Annotated in this window: 20 protein-coding genes and 2 tRNA genes; 18 read left to right on the top strand and 4 right to left on the bottom strand. The window is 69.5% G+C overall.

The annotated features are described in order from the left end of the window. Window positions 1-19: 19 nt before the first annotated feature. Window positions 20-1,024: a LacI family DNA-binding transcriptional regulator gene (locus tag ON41_RS22445; protein ID WP_040749685.1), complete on the bottom strand. Its 1,005-nt coding sequence runs from the start codon at window positions 1,022-1,024 to the stop codon at window positions 20-22. Between the two features lie 271 nt (window positions 1,025-1,295). On the opposite strand from ON41_RS22445, the gene ON41_RS22440 reads away from it, so the two are divergent. The 13 genes from ON41_RS22440 to ON41_RS22380 all read left to right on the top strand — a co-directional run bounded on the left by ON41_RS22440 (window position 1,296) and on the right by ON41_RS22380 (window position 14,404). Then, window positions 1,296-2,210, top strand: coding sequence for a TIM barrel protein (locus tag ON41_RS22440; RefSeq protein WP_040749684.1), 915 nt, complete (start codon window positions 1,296-1,298; stop codon window positions 2,208-2,210). Between the two features lie 37 nt (window positions 2,211-2,247). After that, on the top strand, window positions 2,248-3,246 hold the full coding sequence (locus ON41_RS22435; protein WP_040749683.1) for a sugar ABC transporter substrate-binding protein: 999 nt from the start codon (window positions 2,248-2,250) through the stop codon (window positions 3,244-3,246). Between the two features lie 17 nt (window positions 3,247-3,263). Continuing rightward, window positions 3,264-4,307 (top strand): ABC transporter permease, encoded by a 1,044-nt coding sequence (locus ON41_RS22430; RefSeq protein WP_051162246.1) that lies wholly within the window; start codon window positions 3,264-3,266, stop codon window positions 4,305-4,307. Next, window positions 4,304-5,086 (top strand): ATP-binding cassette domain-containing protein, encoded by a 783-nt coding sequence (locus ON41_RS22425; protein ID WP_174411349.1) that lies wholly within the window; start codon window positions 4,304-4,306, stop codon window positions 5,084-5,086. Before ON41_RS22430 ends, ON41_RS22425 begins: the two co-directional genes overlap by 4 nt. Further along, a complete protein-coding gene (gene iolC / locus ON41_RS22420; RefSeq protein ID WP_040749681.1) occupies window positions 5,083-6,021 on the top strand; it encodes a 5-dehydro-2-deoxygluconokinase in 939 nt (312 codons plus the stop codon). Before ON41_RS22425 ends, iolC begins: the two co-directional genes overlap by 4 nt. After that, on the top strand, window positions 6,012-6,950 hold the full coding sequence (locus ON41_RS22415; protein WP_246829583.1) for a Cgl0159 family (beta/alpha)8-fold protein: 939 nt from the start codon (window positions 6,012-6,014) through the stop codon (window positions 6,948-6,950). The genes iolC and ON41_RS22415 overlap by 10 nt, the downstream gene beginning before the upstream one ends. After that, entirely contained in the window at window positions 6,947-7,840 is an 894-nt protein-coding gene (gene iolB, locus ON41_RS22410; protein ID WP_040749680.1) for a 5-deoxy-glucuronate isomerase, read from the top strand. The genes ON41_RS22415 and iolB overlap by 4 nt, the downstream gene beginning before the upstream one ends. Before the next feature lie 22 nt (window positions 7,841-7,862). Then, the gene (iolD, locus tag ON41_RS22405) at window positions 7,863-9,701 is read left to right on the top strand and encodes a 3D-(3,5/4)-trihydroxycyclohexane-1,2-dione acylhydrolase (decyclizing) (RefSeq protein WP_040749679.1); all 1,839 of its coding nucleotides are present in this window, start codon (window positions 7,863-7,865) and stop codon (window positions 9,699-9,701) included. A gap of 65 nt (window positions 9,702-9,766) precedes the next feature. Next, window positions 9,767-10,258: a winged helix-turn-helix transcriptional regulator gene (locus ON41_RS22400; RefSeq protein WP_040749678.1), complete on the top strand. Its 492-nt coding sequence runs from the start codon at window positions 9,767-9,769 to the stop codon at window positions 10,256-10,258. 129 nt (window positions 10,259-10,387) lie between these two features. Beyond that, window positions 10,388-10,594, top strand: coding sequence for a cold-shock protein (locus tag ON41_RS22395; protein WP_040749677.1), 207 nt, complete (start codon window positions 10,388-10,390; stop codon window positions 10,592-10,594). Between the two features lie 557 nt (window positions 10,595-11,151). Next, complete coding sequence (locus tag ON41_RS22390; RefSeq protein ID WP_040749676.1) at window positions 11,152-11,355, top strand: cold-shock protein; 204 nt, start codon at window positions 11,152-11,154, stop codon at window positions 11,353-11,355. Window positions 11,356-11,548: 193 nt separating this feature from the next. Beyond that, window positions 11,549-13,147 (top strand): phosphoglycerate dehydrogenase, encoded by a 1,599-nt coding sequence (serA, locus tag ON41_RS22385; RefSeq protein WP_040749675.1) that lies wholly within the window; start codon window positions 11,549-11,551, stop codon window positions 13,145-13,147. A 249-nt stretch (window positions 13,148-13,396) separates the two neighbouring features. Continuing rightward, complete coding sequence (locus ON41_RS22380; RefSeq protein WP_040749674.1) at window positions 13,397-14,404, top strand: 3-isopropylmalate dehydrogenase; 1,008 nt, start codon at window positions 13,397-13,399, stop codon at window positions 14,402-14,404. Between the two features lie 40 nt (window positions 14,405-14,444). Here ON41_RS22380 and ON41_RS22375 read toward each other — a convergent pair whose 3' ends face one another. Then, window positions 14,445-15,629 carry an MFS transporter gene (locus ON41_RS22375; RefSeq protein ID WP_040749673.1) on the bottom strand — a complete coding sequence of 395 codons (1,185 nt, stop codon included), beginning with the start codon at window positions 15,627-15,629 and terminating at the stop codon, window positions 14,445-14,447. Between the two features lie 178 nt (window positions 15,630-15,807). On the opposite strand from ON41_RS22375, the gene ON41_RS22370 reads away from it, so the two are divergent. From ON41_RS22370 to ON41_RS22355, 4 genes are all read left to right on the top strand, one after another. Further along, the gene (locus ON41_RS22370; RefSeq protein WP_040749672.1) at window positions 15,808-16,581 is read left to right on the top strand and encodes a fumarylacetoacetate hydrolase family protein; all 774 of its coding nucleotides are present in this window, start codon (window positions 15,808-15,810) and stop codon (window positions 16,579-16,581) included. 14 nt (window positions 16,582-16,595) lie between these two features. Continuing rightward, a complete protein-coding gene (gene gltX / locus ON41_RS22365; protein WP_040749671.1) occupies window positions 16,596-18,056 on the top strand; it encodes a glutamate--tRNA ligase in 1,461 nt (486 codons plus the stop codon). 148 nt (window positions 18,057-18,204) lie between these two features. Further along, window positions 18,205-18,276 (top strand) — tRNA-Gln (locus ON41_RS22360). Between the two features lie 129 nt (window positions 18,277-18,405). Next, window positions 18,406-18,478 (top strand) — tRNA-Glu (locus ON41_RS22355). Between the two features lie 46 nt (window positions 18,479-18,524). Here ON41_RS22355 and ON41_RS22350 read toward each other — a convergent pair. Both ON41_RS22350 and ON41_RS22345 read right to left on the bottom strand, forming a co-directional pair. Then, window positions 18,525-19,025 (bottom strand): pyridoxamine 5'-phosphate oxidase family protein, encoded by a 501-nt coding sequence (locus ON41_RS22350; RefSeq protein WP_040749670.1) that lies wholly within the window; start codon window positions 19,023-19,025, stop codon window positions 18,525-18,527. A 144-nt stretch (window positions 19,026-19,169) separates the two neighbouring features. Then, complete coding sequence (locus ON41_RS22345; RefSeq protein WP_040749669.1) at window positions 19,170-19,871, bottom strand: IclR family transcriptional regulator; 702 nt, start codon at window positions 19,869-19,871, stop codon at window positions 19,170-19,172. A 95-nt stretch (window positions 19,872-19,966) separates the two neighbouring features. Here ON41_RS22345 and leuC point away from each other — a divergent pair, with 95 nt between their 5' ends. Further along, the gene (leuC, locus tag ON41_RS22340) at window positions 19,967-21,391 is read left to right on the top strand and encodes a 3-isopropylmalate dehydratase large subunit (protein WP_040749668.1); all 1,425 of its coding nucleotides are present in this window, start codon (window positions 19,967-19,969) and stop codon (window positions 21,389-21,391) included. The last annotated feature ends 19 nt before the right edge of the window (window positions 21,392-21,410 follow it).

Genomic DNA, 21,410 nt, shown 5'->3' with positions numbered 1-21,410 from the left:
CGTTGGGGCATAGGCGATGTCAGGTGCGGGGTGCGGCGGTGGTCGCCCGCACCACCAGCGCGGGCGGCACCCGCCGGCGCACCGGCGTGGTCCGCCCCTCGCGCAGGCGTTCTGCCAGCGCCGCCACCGCCAGGCGGCCGATCTCGACGCGCGGCTGGTCGATGGTCGTCAGGGAGACGTGCCGCAGCGCCGCCAGCGAGGAGTTGTCGTAGCCGACGAGGGACACGTCCTGCGGGACGCGCAGGCCCGCCTCCGCCAGCGCCGACATCGCGCCGACCGCGTTGAAATCGTTCCCGCAGACCAGCGCGGTGGGAAAGGTGCTGGGGGAGAACACCTTCAACAGCTTCTGCACCGCCGCGATACCGGCCGCGTCGGTGTGCTCGCTCGGGATGACCATGGGCTCGAGCCCGTGGCGGTCCATCGCCGTCAGATATCCCCGCCGCCGGGGCGCCGCCGTGAACGCCGCACCGCCGTCGAAATGCACGATGCGCCTGTGCCCGAGCGACACCAGGTGGTCGACGGCCAGCGCGACGCCGGTCTCGCCGTCGTCGTTGACCGTATCGATCGTGGACACCGACGAACTCCGCGACACCAGCACCACCGGGCACTGATATGCCGCCTCCCGGATCGCCGCCGCGGGCAGCACCGGCGAGAGCAGGATGATCCCGCCGGGCCGGAATGCCTCGAGACTCTCCAACGCCGTTCGTTCGCGAGCGGCGCTGCGGCGGCCGGTGTTCAGGATGAGTTCCAGCCCCGCCTGCCGTGCCGCGGTGTCCATCCCCTCCACCACATCGGCGAAGAACGGGTTCCGCAGATCCGACACCATGACGCCGACGATGTCGGACGTGCGGCTGGCCAATGAGCGGGCCATCGCGTGCGGCTGGTAGCCGAGGTCCTTCGCCGCGGCCAGCACCGCGCGGCGGCGGTGCTCGCTGACCTTCGGCGATCCGCGCATGACCAGCGAGACCAGCGCGCGGGAGACACCGGCCTTGGCGGCGACGTCCTCCATCGTGGGCCGCGTCATCACGGATGACCTCCTGGGGTGGATCGAACGCGCGAACCCGGGCGCGTGCGCTGAAGATTACAGGCTCCCCGGTAGGCGATCAATAGAGCGCTCCAACGGACAGCGCAACCGATCCGGGTAATGCCCGAGCCAGCCATTTCGCACTGTATTGCCAGGTAGAAGCGCCATTGCCCGCCGGTGCGGCCCCTTGACACAACAGTGATCCAGGTTACATAGTTGGAGCGCTCCAATGTCCGGAGCGCTCCTACTCGTCCGTCGAGGAGAAGCCCCGATGACCGAACCGACGCACCCGCTGCGCATCGCCGCCGCACCGATCTCCTGGGGAGTCTGCGAGGTACCCGGCTGGGGCCACGTGCTCGACGCGGGCACCGTGCTGTCCGAGATGGCCGCCTTGGGCCTCACCGCCACCGAAATCGGCCCGCCCGGATACCTGCCGGGCGAGCCCGCCGCGGCGCGTGATCTGCTCGCCCCGTGGGGAATCGGCGTCATCGGCGGATTCCTGGCCCTGCCCCTGCACCGCGAATCGGGTCGCGCGATGGCCGCCGCCCGGCGCAGCGCCGCCCTGTTCGCGGGCCTCGGCGCGGAGGTGCTGGTCCTCGCGGCCGCCACCGGAACCGAGGGGTACGACACCCGCGCGCCGCTGAGCGACCACGAGTGGCGCACGCTGATCGACACCGCCGCCACCCTCCGCGATATCGCCGCCGAATACGGCCTGCGCGCGGTGCTGCACCCGCATGTCGGCACTCACGTCGAGACCGAGGCCGAGGTGGAACGCTTCCTCGCCGACTCCGACCTCGACATCTGCCTCGACACCGGCCACCTGCTGGTCGGCGGCGCCGACCCGGTGCGCCTGGCCCGCCGGTACGCCGATCGCATCGGCCACATCCACCTCAAAGATGTGCGAAACGCCCTCGCCGACGAGATCCGCAGCGGAACAATGGAATACAGCCAGGCCGTGCGGCGGGGGCTGTACGCCCCGCTGGGGGAGGGGGATGTCGATATCGAGGCCCTCGTGCGCTGCGCCCGGGACGCGGGCTATCGGGGCTGGTATGTGATCGAGCAGGATACGGCCTTGGCGCCGGGCGACACCGCGGCCGTCCCGACCCGCGACACCGCCCGCAGCCTCCGCTATCTGGCGGACATAGGCTGTCCCGGCGTGCCGCTGGCCACCCCGGTGCCCCGTTGATCGTTCGGTATGCGCATCCCGTTGATAGTAGGAGCCCATGACAACGAAGTCTCGATTCGGCGCGAGGGGCCGCCGCCTCCTGCCGTGGCTGGCCGCCGGGCTGCTGCTGGCCGCGTGCAGCGGACCGGGCGCCGATGTTCCGGCCTCGTCGCAGACCAAGGCGCCGGTCGCCGCGGGCAGACTCGAATCGGTCGCGGTGGTCTCGCACGGCACCCCCGGCGACGCTTTCTGGAACGTGGTGAAGAACGGCGCCGAGGCGGCCGGTCGGGATCTCGGTGTCCGCGTCGAATACAACTCCGCCGGCGATCCCGGCGAGCAGGCCAAGCTGATCGACAACGCGGTGGCGCAGGGCGTCGGCGGGCTGGTCGTGTCGATGGCGAATCCGGAGGCGCTGCGTCCGTCCGTCGAACGGGCCGTGGCGGCGGGCATTCCGGTGGTGACCATCAACTCCGGCGAGGCCGAGAGCGCGAAGGTGGGGGCGATCGGGCACGTGGGCCAGAGCGAGCGGTCGGCGGGGGAGGCCGCGGGCCGAAGGCTGAAGGATGCCGGGAAGTCCAAGATGCTCTGCGTGATTCACGAGGCCGGCAATGTCAGCGCGGCCGAGCGGTGCGGTGGTGCGATCCAGGGCTTCGGCAATGCCACCACCCTGCAGGTCGACATCAACAATCCGACCGACGCCCAGGCCCGTATCAAGGGGGCGCTGGAGGCCGACCGGTCGATCGACGCGGTACTGACGCTGAATTCGCAGATCGCGGCGCGCGCGGTGTCGGCGGCGGGGGAGTCGAGGTCGGCCGCGACGGTGGCCACCTTCGACCTGAACTCCGATGTGGTGGACGCGATCCGGGCCGGCACGCTGCTGTTCGCCGTCGACCAGCAGCAGTACGAGCAGGGTTATCTGCCGGTGGTGATGCTGCAGCTGTACCGGACCAATCTGAACACCGTCGGCGGCGGCCGTCCGGTGCAGACCGGACCGGCTTTCGTCGACTCCGGAAACGTCGACGCCGTCGCGGAACTCGTGGCACAGGGCACCCGCTGAGAACAGGAGTGGACGAGATGAGTGTTGCCACAGATGTTTCCGCGGTGGACCCGGACCAGCGCGCCTCGCTACTGAACCGGATGATCGTGCGGCCCGAGATCGGCGCCGCGCTCGGCGCCGTGCTGGTGTTCGTGTTCTTCTCGGTGATCACCGACAAATTCCTCAGCCCGCTCGGGGTCGCCACCTGGCTCGACGACGCCTCGACCCTCGGCATCATGGCGGTGGCGGTGTCACTGCTGATGATCGGCGGTGAGTTCGACCTGTCGGCGGGCGTGATGACGGCGTCCACCGCGCTGGTCACGGCGTTGCTCTCGGTGGAGGCCGGCTGGAACGTGTGGCCGGCGCTGCTGGTGTCGCTGCTGTTCGCGCTGGCCGTCGGCGCGCTGAACGGCTGGCTGGTGATGCGGACCGAGCTGCCCAGTTTCATCGTCACCCTCGGCACGTTCCTCGCCCTGCAAGGCGTCAATCTCGGTGTCACGCGGCTGATCACGGGAACCGTGCAGGTGTCGGGGATGCGGTCGGCGTCCGGATACACCTCGGCCGGTTGGGTTTTCGCCTCCACCACCGATATCGGCGACGCCCGTATCCAGGCGTCGGTGGTGTGGTGGATCGTGCTCACGGCCGTCGCGACGCTGGTGCTGATGCGAACCCGGTTCGGCAACTGGGTCTTCGCTGTCGGCGGCGCGCTGCCCAGCGCCCGCGCGGTCGGCGTGCCCGCGATGCGGACGAAGATCGTCCTGTTCATGACGACCGCGTTCGCGGGCTGGGTGGTCGGGTCCTGCAACATCCTGCGGTTCGCCAGCGTGCAGGCCAATCAGGGTGTGGGACTGGAATTCCAGTACATCATCGCCGCGGTGGTCGGGGGCTGCCTGCTCACCGGCGGATTCGGGTCGGTGGTCGGCGCGGCGATCGGCGCGCTGATCTTCGGCATGGCGCGGCAGGGCATCGTCTTCGCGCGCTGGGACAGCGACTGGTTCATGTTGTTCCTCGGCGTCCTGCTGCTGGCGGCGGTCCTGGTCAACAACGCGTTCAAGAAGCGGGCGGAGAGGGTACGACGATGACGGTGCCGCTGATCGAAACCATCGATATCGGAAAGAGTTACGGCGGTGTGGTCGCGTTGCGGGACGTGTCCACGGTGGTCAACGCGGGCGAGGTCACCTGCGTGCTGGGCGACAACGGCGCGGGGAAGTCCACGCTCATCAAGATCCTGGCCGGGGTGCATCGGCACGACACCGGCGAACTGCGGGTGAACGGCGAGACGACCCGATTCGACTCGCCCCGCGCGGCGCTCGATCGCGGCATCGCGACCGTGTACCAGGACCTGGCGGTGGTGCCGCTGATGAGCGTGTGGCGCAACTTCGTGCTCGGCTCCGAACCCACCATCGGCGTCGGCCCCCTGCGACTGCTCGACCGGGGCAAGGCGCGCGATATCGCACGGAAGGCGCTGTCGGACATGGGTATCGACCTGCGCGACATGGAACAGCCGGTCGGGACGCTGTCGGGTGGTCAGCGCCAGTGCATCGCCATCGCGCGCGCGGTGCACTACGGCGCGAAGGTGCTGATCCTCGACGAACCGACCGCGGCGCTGGGCGTCAAGCAGTCCGGCGTGGTGCTGCGCTACGTCGTGCAGGCCCGCGACCGGGGGCTGGGGGTCATCCTGATCACCCACAATCCGCATCACGCCTACCCGGTCGGCGACCGGTTCCTGCTCCTCAAGCGCGGCGCCGTCCTCGGCTCCTACGAGAAGTCCGAGATCGACCTGCCCGAGCTGACCCGGCAGATGGCCGGCGGCGCGGAACTCGATGCGTTGCAGCACGAATTGGAGCGGGTGGTGCCGTGACGGACCTCGAGGCGCTGACCGTCGGTCGGGTGGGTGTCGACCTGTACCCGCAGCAGAGCGGCGTGCCGCTGGCCGAGGTGCGGACGTTCGCGAAGTTCCTGGGCGGCACCGCGACCAACGTGGCCGTGGCCGCCGCCCGGCTCGGCCGCCGCAGCGCGGTACTCACCAAGGTGGGGCCGGACGGGTTCGGCGACTTCGTGCGGCACGCCCTGGACGGCTTCGGCGTCTCGCCCCGTCACGTGTCGACCGCGCCGGATCTGCATACGCCCGTGGTGTTCTGCGAACTGAACCCGCCCGCCGATCCGCCGCTGCTGTTCTACCGCGCGCCCATCGCGCCCGACCTGACCCTCACCGCCGACGACGTGCCGTGGGAGACGGTCGATTCCGTGCCGCTGCTGTGGGTGACGGGGACCGGGGTGAGCGCCGAACCCGCCCGCGGCACTCAGCGCGCCATCCTCGAGCGCCGCGGGCGTGCCGGGCACACGGTCCTCGACCTGGACTACCGGCCGATGTTCTGGCCGGACGAGGCCGCCGCGCGCCGGGAGATCGGCTGGATGCTCGATCACGTGAACGTGGTGGTGGGCAACCGGACCGAGGCGCGGGTGGCGGTCGGCAGCGCCGACCCGGACGAGGCGGCCGACCGGCTCCTCGCCCGCGGCGTACGGCTCGTGGTGATCAAACGCGGGGCCGACGGGGTGCTGGTCGCCACCGCTGCCGAGCGCTGGACCGTGCCGCCGTGCCCGGTGGAGGTGGTGTGCGGGCTCGGCGCGGGTGACGCCTTCGGCGGGGCGCTCGTGCACGGCCTGCTGTCGGACTGGGACCCGCGGCGCGTCGCGGTCTACGCGAACGCGGCCGGGGCGCTGGTGGCTTCGCGGCTGGCCTGCGCCGACGCCATGCCGTCGCACGCGGAGATAGAGGAGATGCTGTGCACCTAGCGGGTACGGCCGGCGCCGCGCGCCTGACCGACGACCGGTGGCGCGAACTCCTGCGGATACGGGTCTCCGATCCCGGCGCGATCACGCGGGCCTACGCCGCGCGGCGGCCCCGGGCGACGCTGCTGTCGGACACCGGGACGCTGTTCCTCGTCGCCGCCGACCATCCGGCGCGGGGCGCGCTCGGCGTCGGTTCGGACCGCACCGCGATGGCGGATCGGCGAATGCTGCTGGAGCGCTTGCTCATCGCGCTCGACAATCCGTCCGTGGACGGGGTGCTCGGGTCGCCCGATATCGTCGAGGAACTGCTGCTGCTCGACGCCCTGCACGACAAGGTCGTCATCGGGTCGATGAATCGCGGTGGGCTGGCCGGGGCGGACTGGGAGATCGACGACCGGTTCACCGGCTACGACGCCCGGTCCCTCGTCGACTACGGGCTCGACGGCGGCAAGATGCTGCTGCGGCTGGTGGATTCGGATCGCGGCACCATCCCCACCCTGCACGCCTGCGCTCGCGCCGTGTCCGAACTGGCCGCGCACGGGCTCATGGCGATGGTGGAACCACTGCCGTACCACCGTGACGAGTCGGGATCGCTGACCATGCAGAAGGATTCGTTCTCGCTGCAACGGGCCATCACGATCGCCTCCGGGCTGGGCGTCACGTCGGCGCACACCTGGCTGAAGATGCCCGCGCCGCAGGATGTCTCGGTCCTCGACGCCACCACCCTGCCGGTCCTGCTGCTGGGCGGAGTGCCCTCCGGTGATGCCGCCACGGATATGGCCTCCTGGGGTAAGGCGCTCGGGCACGACGTCGCCCGCGGCCTGGTGGTCGGCCGCACCCTGCTGTACCCCCCGAACGGTGACGTGGCGGGGGCTGTCGAGTCCGCTGCGAAGATCCTGCGGGAGGCGCGAGGACGGAAGGGGGAGGAATGAGTGAACTGCACTACCCGGCAGGGACTCTCGTCGACTCCGATGACCCCGTTCGACTGGCGGCAGAGGCGGCGGGGTGGGCGTACACCGGGTTGCGGGTATTGCGTGTGGCCACAGGCGTTTCCCGCACTGTTCACACGGGTGAGTACGAAGCGTTCGTGCTGCCGCTCTCCGGCGGGTGCACCGTGCGCGTCGACGGCGTCGAGTTCGAATTGAGCGGCAGGGATTCGGTTTTCACGCGGGTGACCGACTTCGCCTACGTCCCCCGCGATGCGGAGGTGGAGTTGCTGTCGGCCGGAGGTGCTGCTGAGATCGCGCTGCCGATGGCGCGGTGCACGCGAAGGCTGGAACCGAAATACGGCCCGGCCGAGGAAGTTCCGGTGGAGGTCCGGGGCGCGGGCGAGTCGACGCGGCAGGTGACCAATTTCGGGACCCCCGGTGTCTGGGACCATGCCGACAAGCTGAATGCCTGCGAGCTGATCACGCCCGGCGGCAACTGGTCCTCGTATCCGCCGCACAAGCACGACGAGGCGAGCGAGTGCGAAGTGGTGAACGAGGAGATCTACTACTTCCGTGTTGCCGGACGCGACGGAATCACCCCGTCCCCGGAGGGTTTCGGCCTGCACCGGACCTACACCGCCGACGGCACGCTGAACGAGAACGTCGCCGTGCGCGACGGCGACGTCTTCCTGATACCGCGCGGCTACCACGGCCCGTGCGTCGCCGCGCCCGGATATCCCCTCTATTACCTCAATATCCTGGCCGGTCCCGCGCCGGACCGGTCGATGGCCTTCTGCGACGACCCGGCCCACGGCTGGGTCCGGGCAAGCTGGGAAGGCGTAGCACCAGACCCGCGCTGCCCGGTCACCAGCCACCGGGGGCGGGTGAAGTAAGCAGCGACAAGGGGCGATTCACATGGAACTGACAACCGCACAGGCACTCGTCGCGTGGATGATCGCCCAGCACTCGGAGACCTTGGACGGCCGCGAAGTGCCTTTGTTCCCCGCGGTTTTCGCCATCTTCGGGCACGGCAACGTCCTCGGGCTGGGCACCGCGCTCGAGGAGCGGCGCGACGTGATCCCGGTCTGGCGCGGCCACACCGAGCAGGGCATGGCCCTGGCCGCGGTCGGGCTGGCGAAGGCGACGCATCGGCGGCAGGTGGGGGTGGCGACCTCCTCCATCGGTCCCGGCGCGCTGAACATGGTCACCGCGGCCGGCGTCGCGCACGCGAACCGCCTTCCGCTGCTGCTGCTTCCGGGTGACACCTTCGCCGGTCGCGCGCCGGATCCGGTGCTCCAACAGGTGGAGCACTTCGGCGACGCGACGGTCACGGCCAACGACGCCTTCCGTGCCGTCAGCCGCTACTTCGACCGCATCACCCGGCCGGAGCAGTTACTCGCCACCCTGCCCCAAGCGGCCCGAGTCCTGACAGACGCCGCCGACGCCGGGCCGGTCACCCTCGCGCTGCCGCAGGATGTCCAGGCCGAGACCTTCGACTTCCCGGTGGAGCTGTTCGAACCGGTCGTCCACCCCGTCGCCCGGCCGCGGGCCGACCGGGGCGCGCTCGCCCGGGCGGCCCGCGCGATCTCGTCCGCCGAGCGGCCGATCCTGGTGCTCGGCGGGGGCGTCCGCTATTCGGGGGCGGGGGAGCAGGCACTGGAATTCGCTCAGCGGCACTGGATTCCGGTGACCGAGACCACCGCAGGCCGGACCCTGATGCCGCACCGGCATCCGCTGTACGCGGGGCCGCTGGGCATCACCGGTTCGGGGTCGGCGAATGCCGTTGCGGCCGAGGCGGATCTGGTGCTGGCGATCGGTACCCGTCTACAGGACTTCACCACGGCGTCGTGGACGGTCTTCGCTCCCGGCGCCACGGTCGTGAGCATCAACGCCGCCCGCTTCGACGCCGTCAAACACGGCGCACTGGCCGTCGTCGCGGATGCCGCTGCGGCACTGGAGGATCTGGAGCAGCAGCTGGCGGGCTGGCAGGTCGACCAGAGCTGGAGTACCCGTGCCGCCGCGGCGCGCGCCGACTGGGACGGCTACATCGACAAGCTGCGCGCCCCCACGTCCGGCACGCCCAGTTACGCCCAGATCGTCGGCGCTGTCAACGATCTCAGCGATCCCAACGACTACGTCATGACGGCGTCGGGCGGCCTGCCGGGCGAACTGATCGGCGGCTGGCGTGCGGAGGGCGGCGAACCGACGATGGACGTCGAATACGGATTCTCCTGTATGGGATACGAACTCGCGGGCGCCTGGGGCGCGGCCATGGCGCACCGCCGGGGCCTGGTCACCACGCTGCTCGGCGACGGCTCCTACCTGATGCTCAACTCCGAACTGTTCTCCGCGGCCTTCGCCGGTCAGCCCCTGGTGGCGGTGGTGTGCGACAACGACGGCTACGCCGTCATCGCCCGGTTGCAGGAGGGACAGGGCGCGCCACCCTTCAACAACTTCTACCGCCACTGCCGCACCAACCACACCGCCCCGCCCCGCGTGGACTTCGCCGCCCATGCCCGCGCGCTCGGCTGCCCGTCGTTCGTCGCGACGGATCTGGCGGAATTCCGGGCCGCCTACGCCGGCGCGCGGGCCGCGGCGCTCGCCGAATCGCGGCCCGCGGTCGTCGTCGTGCCCACCCGCCCCGCCGACTGGACCGACGCCGGCGCCGCGTGGGAAGTCGGTGTGCCCGAACACCTTTCCGGCCGCGCGGCCTACGCGGAGACCAAACGCCGCCAGGTCCGGTACCTGCGCTGATCGGGACGCGGTACCCTGAGCCGAGTGGTTGTGTTGTGCAAGCGGTCGGCCGCAGGAGGTGAGCGATGGTGGAGGCGCGTTCGGGGTGCCCGATCAACGCCACCATCGAGGTGATCGGCGATCGGTGGACATTGCTGGTGCTGCGCGACGTGATATTCGGCGATCGGCGGTACTTCCGGGAACTGCTGGCCGGCTCCGAGGAGGGGATCGCCTCCAATATCCTCTCCGACCGGTTGAAGCGCCTGGTCGCGGCCGGTCTGCTCAGCCGGGAGGACGCGCGTCCGGGACAGAAGGCGGAGTACCGGCTGACCGAGCCCGCCATCCAGCTGGTGCCTGTGCTCGCGCAGCTGGGCAGCTGGGGATTGCGGCACCGGCCCACCACCCGGCGGCTGCGGGTGCGCGCGGAGCTGCTCGAGGAGGGCGGCCCGCCGCTGTGGGAGGAATTCATGGACGAGCTGCGGGAACGGCACCTCGGAATCCCGCGCCCGGCGGGCTCCGGACCGGCGCCGTCCGAGCGATTGCGCGCCGCCTACGAACAGGCCCTGGCGCGGGACTGACCGCGAACCGCCGACGCCGCGCCGGGGCCGCCTGGACTGCCGCCGATCGCGTCGTTATCGTCTGCGTGGCTCGTAGGGGAGAAGGCGACCGCCGCCGCCTGCGCGCTCCTGGGCGAGAAGGTATGAGGGATGGCGCACGGCACGGTCAAATGGTTCGACAGTAAGAAGGGCTTCGGTTTCATCACCGCCGACGACGGCGGCCCGGACGTCTTCGTCGACTACACCGAGGTCGAGGGCTCGGGTTTCCGATCCCTCGAGGAGGGCCAGCGGGTCCGGTTCGACATTCGCCGGGCCAAGGCGGGGCCGGAGGCCCGGGGCGTGCAGATCCTGCGCTGACCCCTGTGTCCTGGCGCACATTTTCGCATTGCTGTTGCGCGGGTCACTTTTCAGCAAATCTGGATAACGGCTGTTTATGTTCGGTGGATATACGGGTTGACAGCCAGCTGAGCTGGGATTCGTAAAAGGAGAAACATTAATGATCCCCGTCATCATCGATACCGGTAGCGCCGCCCTGAACGGCCTGTGGAGCACCTTCGGCGCGGCCTTCCACGGCCTGGTCGACACCCTGTGGACCGGTTCCTTCGGGGGCTGACCTCGTATGATGGTCGTGACGATCGACCTTGGGCTCGGCCTCGGACATGAGGTGTCCGAGGCCGAGCCATTTTATGCGGGTGGTGTGTGATCGACGGTCGTGATACCGCGCGGTCGCCTATCACGGCGCGATAACGTCGCAGGGCAGCTGGGGTAGCGGGTAAATCGGGCTGATTCGCCGCAAACCCGCCCCGACAAGGTTCCTGGTGGCGGGCATGTATCGAGGCATGGCAGTGTGGACTGTTGAGAACGGGCCCGCCGTATGGTTGGTCGGCCCGGCTCGTCAACACAGAAGGTATGAAATGGCGCAAGGCGTAGTGAAGTGGTTCAACAGCGAGAAGGGCTTCGGGTTCATCGCGCAGGATGATGGGGGCCCCGACGTGTTCGTGCACTACTCGGCTGTCTCCGGATCGGGCTTCCGGTCCCTCGACGAAGGTCAGCGCGTGGAGTTCGAGATCGGCCAGGGCCAGAAGGGTCCGCAGGCCCAGGGCGTCCGCGTCATCTGATTCGCGAACTTGCCGAGAGCCCCGCACCGACGATGGTGCGGGGCTCTCGTGCGTCCGGGGTGGGGGAGCCTCGCTCCGTGCGCCGGATCACTCTGAGGGCACCTGCCTGCCGGGCGGCACTCGCATGCCGAACGATGCCCATTAAGCTGGGCGGCGATAAATTGCCGAACCTCATTCCCAGGAGTGCCCCACAGTGAGCCAACATGGCCGTCCTGTTGTTCTGATCGCCGACAAGCTCGCCCAGTCGACCGTCGATGCGCTCGGTGACGGTGTCGAGGTTCGCTGGGTCGACGGCCCGAACCGACCCGAGTTGCTGGCCGCCGTGCCCGACGCCGACGCCATCCTGGTGCGCTCGGCCACCACCGTCGACGCCGAGGTGCTCGAGGCCGGCAAGCGGCTGAAGATCGTCGCCCGCGCCGGCGTCGGCCTGGACAACGTCGACGTGCCCGCGGCCACCGAACGCGGCGTCATGGTCGTCAACGCCCCGACCTCGAACATCCACACCGCCGCCGAGCACGCCGTCACCCTGCTGCTCTCGGCCGCGCGCCAGATCCCGGCCGCCGACGCCACCCTGCGCGAGCACACCTGGAAGCGCAGCAAGTTCAACGGCGTCGAGATCTTCGGCAAGACCGTCGGCGTCGTCGGCCTGGGCCGCATCGGCCAGCTGTTCGCCGCCCGCCTCGCCGCCTTCGAGACCAAGATCATCGCGTATGACCCCTACGTCTCGCCCGCGCGCGCGGCGCAGCTGGGCATCGAGCTGGCGACGCTGGACGAGCTGCTGGCGCGCGCCGACTTCATCTCCGTGCACCTGCCCAAGACGCCGGAGACCAAGGGGCTGCTCTCCAAGGAGAAGCTGGCGCTGACCAAGCCGGGCGTCATCATCGTCAACGCCGCCCGCGGCGGGCTGGTCGACGAGCAGGCCCTCGCCGACGCCATCACCTCCGGCCACGTGCGCGGCGCCGGTATCGACGTCTACGAGACCGAGCCCTGCACCGACAGCCCGCTGTTCGAGCTGCCCCAGGTCGTCGTGACCCCCCACCTCGGCGCGTCGACGTCGGAGGCGCAGGACCGGGCCGGCACCGATGTCGCCAAGTCCGTATTGCTCGCGCTGGCAGGCGAATTCGTGCCGGGCGCGGTGAACGTGACCGGCGGCGCGGTGGGCGAGGAGGTCGCCCCGTGGCTGGAGATCGTGCGCAAGCAGGGCGTGCTGCTCGGTGCGCTGGCCGACGAGCTGCCGGTCAGCCTGGACGTGCAGGTGCGCGGCGAGCTGTCCTCGGAAGATGTTGCGGTGCTGGAACTCTCGGCGCTGCGGGGCATCTTCTCGGCGCTGGTCGAGGATCCGGTCACGTTCGTGAACGCGCCGCAGATGGCGCAGGACCGCGGCATCGAGGCGTCGGTCAGCACCGTGTCCGAGAGCCCCTCGCACCGCAGCCTCGTCGATGTGCGCGCGGTGTTCGGCGACGGCCGCACGCTCAATGTCGCGGGCACCCTGACCGAGCCGCACCAGGTGCAGAAGATCGTCAACATCAACGGCCGCAACTACGACATGCGCGCCGAGGGCCTGAACCTGGCCGTGCTGAACTACGACGACCGCCCCGGCGCCCTGGGCCGGATCGGCACCAAGCTCGGCGAGGCCGGCATCGACATCCAGGCCGCGCAGCTGAGCCAGGATGTCGATCAGGAGGGCGCGACCGTGGTTCTACGTATCAACCAGGAAGTCCCGGCCGACGTCCAGACGTCGATCGCCGAGGCCGTGGGCGCCGCCAAGGTGGCCCAGGTCGACCTGAGCTGAGCCGGCTCGGATCAACGGCTCGGTGCGCGCGAATCCCGATGCGGGGTTCGCGCGCACGGCTTTTCCGGACCGGTCCGGGGTATGGAATTCCACTATGCGAGACGAGGTTGCCCTGGTCGCAAGGGTTTCCGTAGCACCGGATAGGGTGGCCGTGCCTGCGAACCGGCCACGTCGACGCGCGTGTGCCGTCGCCGCGAGTTCCCGCGAGACCGCGCACGCCTGGCCGACGAACGAACGGAGCACTTGTCTATGAAGCTGGCTGTCATCCCCGGTGACGGAATCGGGCCCGAGGTCATCGCCGAGGCGCTGAAGGTGCTCGACGTGGTCGTGCCCGGTGTCGAGCGGACCCACTACGACCTGGGCGCCAAGCGGTACCACGCGACCGGGGAGGTGCTGCCGGATTCGGTGCTGCCCGAACTGAAGCAGCACGACGCCATCCTGCTGGGCGCGATCGGCGATCCGTCGGTGCCGAGCGGCCTGCTGGAGCGGGGCCTGCTGCTGCACACCCGCTTCGCGCTCGACCACCACGTGAACCTGCGGCCCTCGCGCCTGTACCCGGGCGTGACCAGCCCGCTGTCCGGCAATCCGGATATCGACTTCGTCGTGGTGCGTGAGGGCACCGAGGGCCCGTACACGGGCACCGGCGGCGCGATCCGCGTCGGCACCCCGCACGAGGTCGCCACCGAGGTCAGCACCAACACCCGCTTCGGCATCGAGCGCGTGGTCCGCTACGCCTTCGACAAGGCCCAGGCGCGGCGCAAGCACCTGACGCTGGTGCACAAGACCAACGTGCTCGGCTTCGCCGGCTCGCTGTGGCAGCGGACGGTGACCGAGGTCGGCGCGGAGTATCCGGACGTCGAGGTCGCCTACCAGCACATCGACGCCGCCACCATCCACATGGTCAACGATCCGGGCCGCTTCGACGTGATCGTCACCGACAACCTGTTCGGCGACATCATCACCGACCTGGCCGCCGCGGTCTCCGGCGGAATCGGCCTGGCCGCCTCCGGCAATATCGACGCGTCGGGCGTCAACCCGAGCATGTTCGAGCCCGTCCACGGCAGCGCCCCCGATATCGCCGGCCAGTCCAAGGCCGACCCGACCGCCGCCATCCTCTCGGTCTCCCTGCTGCTCACCCACCTCGGCAAGACCGACGAGGCGTCCCGCATCGAGTCCGCCGTCGCCAAGGACCTCGCCTCCCGCACGGCCCCCGCCTCCACCGTCGACATCGGCGACCGCATAGCCGCCGCCGTCTGACCACCCCGAAGCCCCGCACCCGGGGCTTGCGGGAAGTGGGTCAGGCAGGGGAGCGGTGGGTGAGGGGGACCAAGGGGATTGCGGCGGTGGCGATTACGGCGGCCACCGCGTAGGCGGCGGAGAAGCCGGAGGCGGTGATGAGGGCGCCGAAGAGCGGGGCGATGGCGGCGGAGGCCAGGTTCTGGCCGGTGTTCTGGATGCCGAGGCCGCGGCCGCTCCAGTAGGGGCCCGCGATCTCGGCGACGGCGGTGAAGGCCAGGCCGTTGTCGGCGACGGTGATGACCGAGGCGGCCACCAGGATCGGAATCGCCGCCCACCACCAGTGCGCCCAGGACGCGATCGCCAAGGCGCCCATGGAGATCGCCGCCGCGACGGCCACCGTGCGCAGCGGGCGCAGACGGCTGCCGACCCGGTCCGACCAGATGCCGGCGCCGATGCGGCCTGCGGCGCCCAGCAGCTGGGTGCCGGTCACCAGGACGCCCGCCACCGCCAGTGACATCCCGACGTCGCGGTGCAGCCACAGCAGCGCGAAGGTCCAGACCGTGGCCTGCGGGATCACCAGCAGCACCGAGACCGAGTGGATGCGCCACAGCGTCGAATCCCCGCGATACGGGTTGACCGGGTGCGCGTCGCCCGAGACCGCCGGGCGCGGCGGATCGACGATCCCGAACGCACAGCCGATCGCGGCCACCCCGGCCATGATCGCCGGAACCAGGATCGCGGTGGAAAACCCGTGTGCCGCAGCGATCGGCGGGATCGTCAGCGCCGCGATACCGACGCCCAGCGGCTGCGCGCTCTGCCGGATGCCCATCGCCAGCCCGCGCTGATCCGGCGGGAACCAGCCGACGATCACGCGCCCGCTGGCCCCGTTCGTGGACCCGGCGCCCAGGCCCGCCAGGAACAGCAGTATCCCGAGCGCCGCGTAATTCGTGACCATGGCCGCCGCGATCCCCGCGACGAACATCACCACCGGCCCGGCCACCAGCACCGCCCGCTCGCCGATCCGGTCCACGGCGTACCCCCACGCGATCAGGGTGCACACCAGGCCGACCGTCGGCATGGCCACCAGCAGACCGGCTGTCGCCAAAGGCATTCCGCGATCGGTCAGCGCGGGCAGCAGGAACGGCGTGCCGTGCACGATGACCGCGCTCGAGCTCTGGGCGAAGACCCCGAGGGCGAGCATGATCCACCGCCGGGTCGCGTACATCGGCGTCACGGTAGCCATACCCTCACCTCGAAATCTCATATATTGGGAACAGAGTCCTACTCTGTGAACACGAGCCTCACGGTACACCCTGCGTGCGCCCCTCGCGCGCCGCCCCCTGCCGCGTATCGGTGGAATCCGGTCGCTGTGCAGACCACCCGGTCGGGCACATACCACGCGGTGGATAGACTGTCGAGCCATGCGCCTAGGTCGAATTGCCAGTCCCGATGGGGTCGCGTTCGTCGGTATCGAGGGATCGAGTGCCGACGGAGTGGCCCGAGAGATCGCCGAACACCCGTTCGGCACCCCCACGTTCACCGGCCGCAGCTGGCCGCTGGCCGATGTGCGACTGCTGGCGCCGATCCTCGCGAGCAAGGTGGTGTGCGTCGGCAAGAACTACGCCGCGCACGCGCGGGAGATGGGCGGCGAGGCCCCGCAGGATCCGGTCATCTTCCTCAAGCCCAATACCGCCATCGTCGGGCCGAACGTCCCAATCGTGCTGCCGCCGAGTTCGTCTCAGGTCGACTATGAGGGCGAGCTGGCGGTGGTGATCGGCCGTCCGTGCAAGGATGTACCTGCCGCCCGCGCCCGCGACGTGATCCTGGGCTACACCGTCGCCAACGATGTCACCGCCCGCGACCAGCAGCGCCACGACGGCCAGTGGACGCGCGGCAAGGGGTACGACACCTTCTGCCCGCTCGGGCCGTGGATCGAGACCGAACTCGACCCGGCCGATCTGGAACTGACCACCGAGCTGGACGGCGAGGTCAAGCAGCGCAGCCGGACTTCGCTTCTCCTGCACGATATTCCGAAGCTGATCGAATGGGTCACCACGGTGATGACGCTGTTGCCGGGTGACGTAATCCTCACCGGCACACCGGAAGGTGTAGGACCGGTCCAGGATGGGCAAACCGTCTCCGTGACGGTCGAGGGCATCGGCACCCTCACCAATCCCGTTGCCGCCAAACGCTGATCGAGAGAAGGAACATGTCTGACGTACGGGTACGCTTCTGCCCGTCGCCGACCGGCACGCCGCACGTCGGCCTCGTCCGGACGGCTCTGTTCAACTGGGCGTACGCTCGCCACCACGGCGGCACCTTCGTGTTCCGCATCGAAGACACCGATGCCGCACGCGATTCCGAGGATTCCTATGCCGCGCTGCTGGACGCGCTGCGCTGGCTCGGCCTCACCTGGGACGAGGGTCCGGAGGTCGGCGGACCCTACGCGCCGTACCGCCAGTCGCTGCGGCGGGACCTGCATCTCGACGTCGTCCGGCGTTTGCTGGAGGCGGGGGAGGCCTACGAATCCTTCTCCACGCCAGAGGAAGTCGAGGCCCGTCACCGGGCCGCGGGCCGCGATCCGAAGCTGGGCTACGACAACTTCGACCGCGACCTGACACCGGAGCAGATCGCCGCCTTCAAGGCCGAGGGACGCGGCGCCGTGGTCCGGCTGCGCATGCCCGATCACGACCTCTCCTGGGACGACCTGGTGCGCGGCGAGACCACGTTCAAGGCCGGCTCGGTACCGGATTTCGCGCTCACCCGCGGTACCGGCGACCCGCTGTACACGCTGGTGAATCCGGTCGACGACGCCTCCATGCGGATCACCCACGTGTTGCGGGGCGAGGACATTCTCTCGTCCACCCCGCGGCAGATCGCGTTGTACGAGGCATTGCAGCGGATCGGGGTCGCGGAGTTCACGCCGCGGTTCGGTCATCTGCCCTTCGTGATGGGGCAGGGCAACAAGAAGTTGTCCAAGCGCGATCCCGAGTCGAATCTGTTCGTCCACCGCGACCGGGGATTCATCCCTGAGGGTTTGCTGAATTACCTGGCTTTGCTCGGTTGGAGCCTCGCCGACGACCGCGACGTCTTCTCCATGTCGGAGATGGTCGAGGCTTTCGATATATCGAAAGTAAATTCGAATCCGGCCCGCTTCGACCAGAAGAAGGCGGACGCGATCAACGCCGAGCACATTCGTTTGCTGGAGCCCGGGGATTTCGCCTCGCGGTTGCGGGAGTACCTGACCGGACACGGTCACATCGGCGCCGAAGTGGACGAGGCTCTATTCGCCACCGCGGCCGAGTTGGTGCAGACCCGGATCGTCGTGCTCGGCGATGCGTGGGATCTGCTGAAGTTCCTGTTCGTGCCGCAGTCGGAGTTCGCCGTCGACCCGGCCGCCGCGGAAAAGAACCTCGGTCCGGATGCGACGCCGGTGTTGCGGGCCGCCATCGCGGCGTTGGACGGCGTTTCCGACTGGTCGGCGGCGGAGTTGGAGAATGCGCTCAAAACGGCTCTGGTGGACGATCTGGGCCTGAAACCGCGTAAGGCGTTCGCGCCGGTGCGGGTCGCGGTGACCGGATCGCACATCAGCCCGCCGCTGTACGAGTCGCTGGAGTTGCTGGGGCGCGAGGTCACGATGGCGCGGCTGCGGGCGGCCGCGCCGGCGTAGTCCAGGGCCGGCGCGACGGTCACCGTCGCGCCGGAACCCGCCTCTGACCAGCCGATTTGTATAATTCCGGGAGGAGGCTGGTAACCTTTCTCTCGGCCCGGAACGAGGTCCTCTCCCCGCCAGGGAGACGGCCGAACGCCCAGGTCATTGGGGTATGGTGTAATTGGCAACACAGCTGATTCTGGTTCAGCCATTCTAGGTTCGAGTCCTGGTACCCCAGCGGAGAATGTCTCCGTCTCGGTTCGCGGCCGGGACGGGTGGCATCCTGGTGATTTGGTTCGCCGGGCTCCGGCCGGTAAGCTGGCCGGGCCTCCCACAGCGGAGACCTCCTTCCGGAGATCAATTTCCTGGCCCCGTCGTCTAGCGGCCTAGGACGCCGCCCTCTCAAGGCGGTAGCGCGGGTTCAAATCCCGTCGGGGCTACTGAAAACCCTCCAGCCTGGTGCTGGAGGGTTTTTTCATATCCGCCTCACGGCTGCGGCGGCCAGGTGCTGCCGCCCGCGGGCATCTCCGGCAGGCCCAGCTTCCGGTGATCCCAGCTGCGGGTCCGCTCGGGCACCACCCGGATCGCGACGCGCTTGTTCAGCATCGCCTCCACCATCGGGCGGACCTCCTCCGAATATGGGCCCGTGTAGCGCTCCCACACGCTCACGCCGACCTTGAACAGCGCCTCGGGATCGTCGACGATCTCCGCGCGCCCCTCCATCGAGACCCCGCGCAGCCGGTTGTAGGTGTCGCCGGCCTCCACCAGCACCGTCACCCGCGGATCGCGGCGGATGTTGACCGCCTTCTGCGACTTGGCCTTCGTCTCGAACCAGATCTCCCCGTCGACCAGGCCGTACCACATGGCGGTCAGGTGCGGCAGCCCCGTTTTGCCCAGCGTGGCCAGGTTGACGATGCGGCTGTGCTCGAGAAAATCGGCGATCTCCGCGTCGGACATCACGATCTGAGCGCGTTGATTTACTCCCATGAGCCGACTGTACTTTACGCCGTATGGCCCGCGTCACAGCGGCGTTCGTCACAGACTCCCGACCACTCCGCGTCTGCCCTCACTCCCAAGGCCCTCCGGGCCTCGCTGTTTTTTCCGGCACGCTTTTGGCCGGAATCCACACCCCTACAGACGTTTGTGCAGCGCATCGGCGGCGGCAACGAGATCCGCAGCCCAGCGCGCCCCCGGCCGCCTCCCCATCCGATCGATCGGCCCCGACACCGACACGGCCGCCACCACCGCACCCGACGAGTCCCGCACCGGCGCGGAGATGCTGGCCACCCCGGCCGCGCGCTCGCCGGCGCTCTGCGCCCAGCCGCGGCGGCGCACCTCCGTCAGCGCTCGCTCGCCGAACACCGCATCCGCCAGCACCCCCCGCTGCAGTTCGGGGTCCGCCCAGGCCAGCAGCACCTTGGCCGCCGAACCCGCGGTGAGCGGCAGCCGGGCGCCCACCGGTACGGTGTCGCGCAGCCCGGCGGCCGGTTCCAGCGCGGCGACGCAGACGCGGGAATGGCCGTCGAGCCGGTAGAGCTGCACGCTCTCGCCGGTGATCTCGCGCAGCCGGGGCAGGATGGCCGCGGCGGCGTCCAGCAGCGGATCCTCGGCGGTGGTCGCCAGTTCCGAGAGGGCCGGGCCCGGCCGCCAGAGCCCGTTGGCGTCCCGGGCGAGCATGCGGTGCACCTCGAGCCCCACGGCCAGCCGGTGCGCGGTGGCGCGCGGCAGTCCGGTGCGGGTGCACAGCTCGTTGAGGCCACAGGGCTGCTCGGCGGCCGCGTAGAGCACGGCCATGGCTTTGTCGAGTACCCCGATACCGCTATGCTGTCTCATAGAACGATATTAGCGTCTCGTATGCTGAGATTTGCAAACCGTAGCCGCGTCGTCAGCCCACTTCGGCGCGGATCCGAGCGAAAGCGAGAGCACAGATGGCCGAGCGGCCACGCACCCTGGCGGAAAAGGTCTGGGACCAGCACGTCGTCGCCCGCGGCGCGGGGGAGGGCGACGCGCGTGAACCCGACCTCATCTATATCGACCTGCACCTGGTGCACGAGGTGACCAGCCCGCAGGCCTTCGACGGCCTGCGCGCGGCCGGCCGGCCGGTGCGGCGGACCGACCTCACCATCGCCACCGAGGACCACAACGTCCCGACCGTCGATATCGACAAGCCGATCGCGGACCCCGTTTCCCGGACCCAGGTCGAGACGCTGCGGCGCAATTGCGCCGAATTCGGTGTCCGGCTCTACCCGATGGGCGATATCGAGCAGGGCATCGTCCACGTGGTCGGCCCGCAGCTGGGCCTGACCCAGCCGGGCACCACGGTGGTCTGCGGCGATTCGCACACCTCCACGCACGGCGCGTTCGGCGCGCTGGCGATGGGCATCGGGACCAGCGAGGTCGAGCACGTACTCGCGACCCAGACGCTGTCGCTGCGGCCCTTCAAGACCATGGCGATCAATATCGACGGCGAACTGCCGCCGGGCGTCACGAGCAAGGACGTGATCCTGGCCGTGATCGCGCGCATCGGCACCGGTGGTGGCCAGGGTTATGTTCTGGAGTACCGCGGCGACGCCGTGCGGGCCATGTCCATGGAGGCCCGGATGACGATGTGCAACATGTCCATCGAGGCGGGCGCCCGCGCGGGCATGGTCGCTCCCGACGAGGTCACCTACGCATTCCTGAAGGGCCGCCCGCACGCGCCGCAGGGCGCGGACTGGGATGCCGCGGTGGCCGCGTGGGGCGCGCTGAAGACCGACGAGGGCGCCGAATTCGACGCCGAGGTGCATATCGACGCCGCGACGCTGACCCCGTTCGTTACCTGGGGCACCAATCCCGGTCAGGGCGCCCCGCTGGGCGATTCCGTGCCGAATCCGGCGGATATCACCGACGAAACGGCGCGGGAGTCGGCCGAGAAGGCGCTGCGATACATGGATTTGGAGCCCGGAACTCCGCTTCGCGAGGTCGGGGTCGATACGGTATTCGTCGGTTCCTGCACCAACGGCCGCATCGAGGATCTGCGCGCCGTGGCGGAGGTATTGGAGGGCCGCAAGGTGGCCGACGGCGTGCGGATGTTGATCGTGCCGGGATCGATGCGGGTACGGGCCCAGGCCGAATCCGAGGGACTGGGTGACATATTCACCGCGGCCGGCGCGGAATGGCGCCAGGCGGGCTGCTCGATGTGCCTGGGCATGAATCCCGATCAGCTTTCCCCCGGTCAGCGCTGTGCCTCGACGTCGAACCGCAACTTCGAGGGCCGGCAGGGCAAAGGCGGGCGCACACATCTGGTTTCGCCGCTGGTCGCGGCCGCTACGGCGGTGCGGGGAACGCTGTCCTCACCGGCCGATCTGAACTGATAGGGCGATTTTTCACAGA

The sequence above is a fragment of the Nocardia transvalensis NBRC 15921 genome (assembly GCF_000308875.1).
Classification (GTDB): Bacteria; Actinomycetota; Actinomycetes; order Mycobacteriales; family Mycobacteriaceae; genus Nocardia; species Nocardia transvalensis.
This window is presented reverse-complemented; position numbering and strand designations above follow the sequence as displayed.

What these genes read in the sequence shown, in the direction of transcription:
- ON41_RS22445 (WP_040749685.1), bottom strand. Translation starts at nt 1,024, where the DNA reads ATGACGCGGCCCACGATGGAGGACGTCGCCGCCAAGGCCGGTGTCTCC.
- ON41_RS22440 (WP_040749684.1), top strand. Translation starts at nt 1,296, where the DNA reads ATGACCGAACCGACGCACCCGCTGCGCATCGCCGCCGCACCGATCTCC.
- ON41_RS22435 (WP_040749683.1), top strand. Translation starts at nt 2,248, where the DNA reads ATGACAACGAAGTCTCGATTCGGCGCGAGGGGCCGCCGCCTCCTGCCG.
- ON41_RS22430 (WP_051162246.1), top strand. Translation starts at nt 3,264, where the DNA reads ATGAGTGTTGCCACAGATGTTTCCGCGGTGGACCCGGACCAGCGCGCC.
- ON41_RS22425 (WP_174411349.1), top strand. Translation starts at nt 4,304, where the DNA reads ATGACGGTGCCGCTGATCGAAACCATCGATATCGGAAAGAGTTACGGC.
- iolB (WP_040749680.1), top strand. Translation starts at nt 6,947, where the DNA reads ATGAGTGAACTGCACTACCCGGCAGGGACTCTCGTCGACTCCGATGAC.
- iolD (WP_040749679.1), top strand. Translation starts at nt 7,863, where the DNA reads ATGGAACTGACAACCGCACAGGCACTCGTCGCGTGGATGATCGCCCAG.
- ON41_RS22400 (WP_040749678.1), top strand. Translation starts at nt 9,767, where the DNA reads ATGGTGGAGGCGCGTTCGGGGTGCCCGATCAACGCCACCATCGAGGTG.
- ON41_RS22395 (WP_040749677.1), top strand. Translation starts at nt 10,388, where the DNA reads ATGGCGCACGGCACGGTCAAATGGTTCGACAGTAAGAAGGGCTTCGGT.
- ON41_RS22390 (WP_040749676.1), top strand. Translation starts at nt 11,152, where the DNA reads ATGGCGCAAGGCGTAGTGAAGTGGTTCAACAGCGAGAAGGGCTTCGGG.
- ON41_RS22380 (WP_040749674.1), top strand. Translation starts at nt 13,397, where the DNA reads ATGAAGCTGGCTGTCATCCCCGGTGACGGAATCGGGCCCGAGGTCATC.
- ON41_RS22375 (WP_040749673.1), bottom strand. Translation starts at nt 15,629, where the DNA reads ATGGCTACCGTGACGCCGATGTACGCGACCCGGCGGTGGATCATGCTC.
- ON41_RS22370 (WP_040749672.1), top strand. Translation starts at nt 15,808, where the DNA reads ATGCGCCTAGGTCGAATTGCCAGTCCCGATGGGGTCGCGTTCGTCGGT.
- gltX (WP_040749671.1), top strand. Translation starts at nt 16,596, where the DNA reads ATGTCTGACGTACGGGTACGCTTCTGCCCGTCGCCGACCGGCACGCCG.
- ON41_RS22350 (WP_040749670.1), bottom strand. Translation starts at nt 19,025, where the DNA reads ATGGGAGTAAATCAACGCGCTCAGATCGTGATGTCCGACGCGGAGATC.
- ON41_RS22345 (WP_040749669.1), bottom strand. Translation starts at nt 19,871, where the DNA reads ATGAGACAGCATAGCGGTATCGGGGTACTCGACAAAGCCATGGCCGTG.
- leuC (WP_040749668.1), top strand. Translation starts at nt 19,967, where the DNA reads ATGGCCGAGCGGCCACGCACCCTGGCGGAAAAGGTCTGGGACCAGCAC.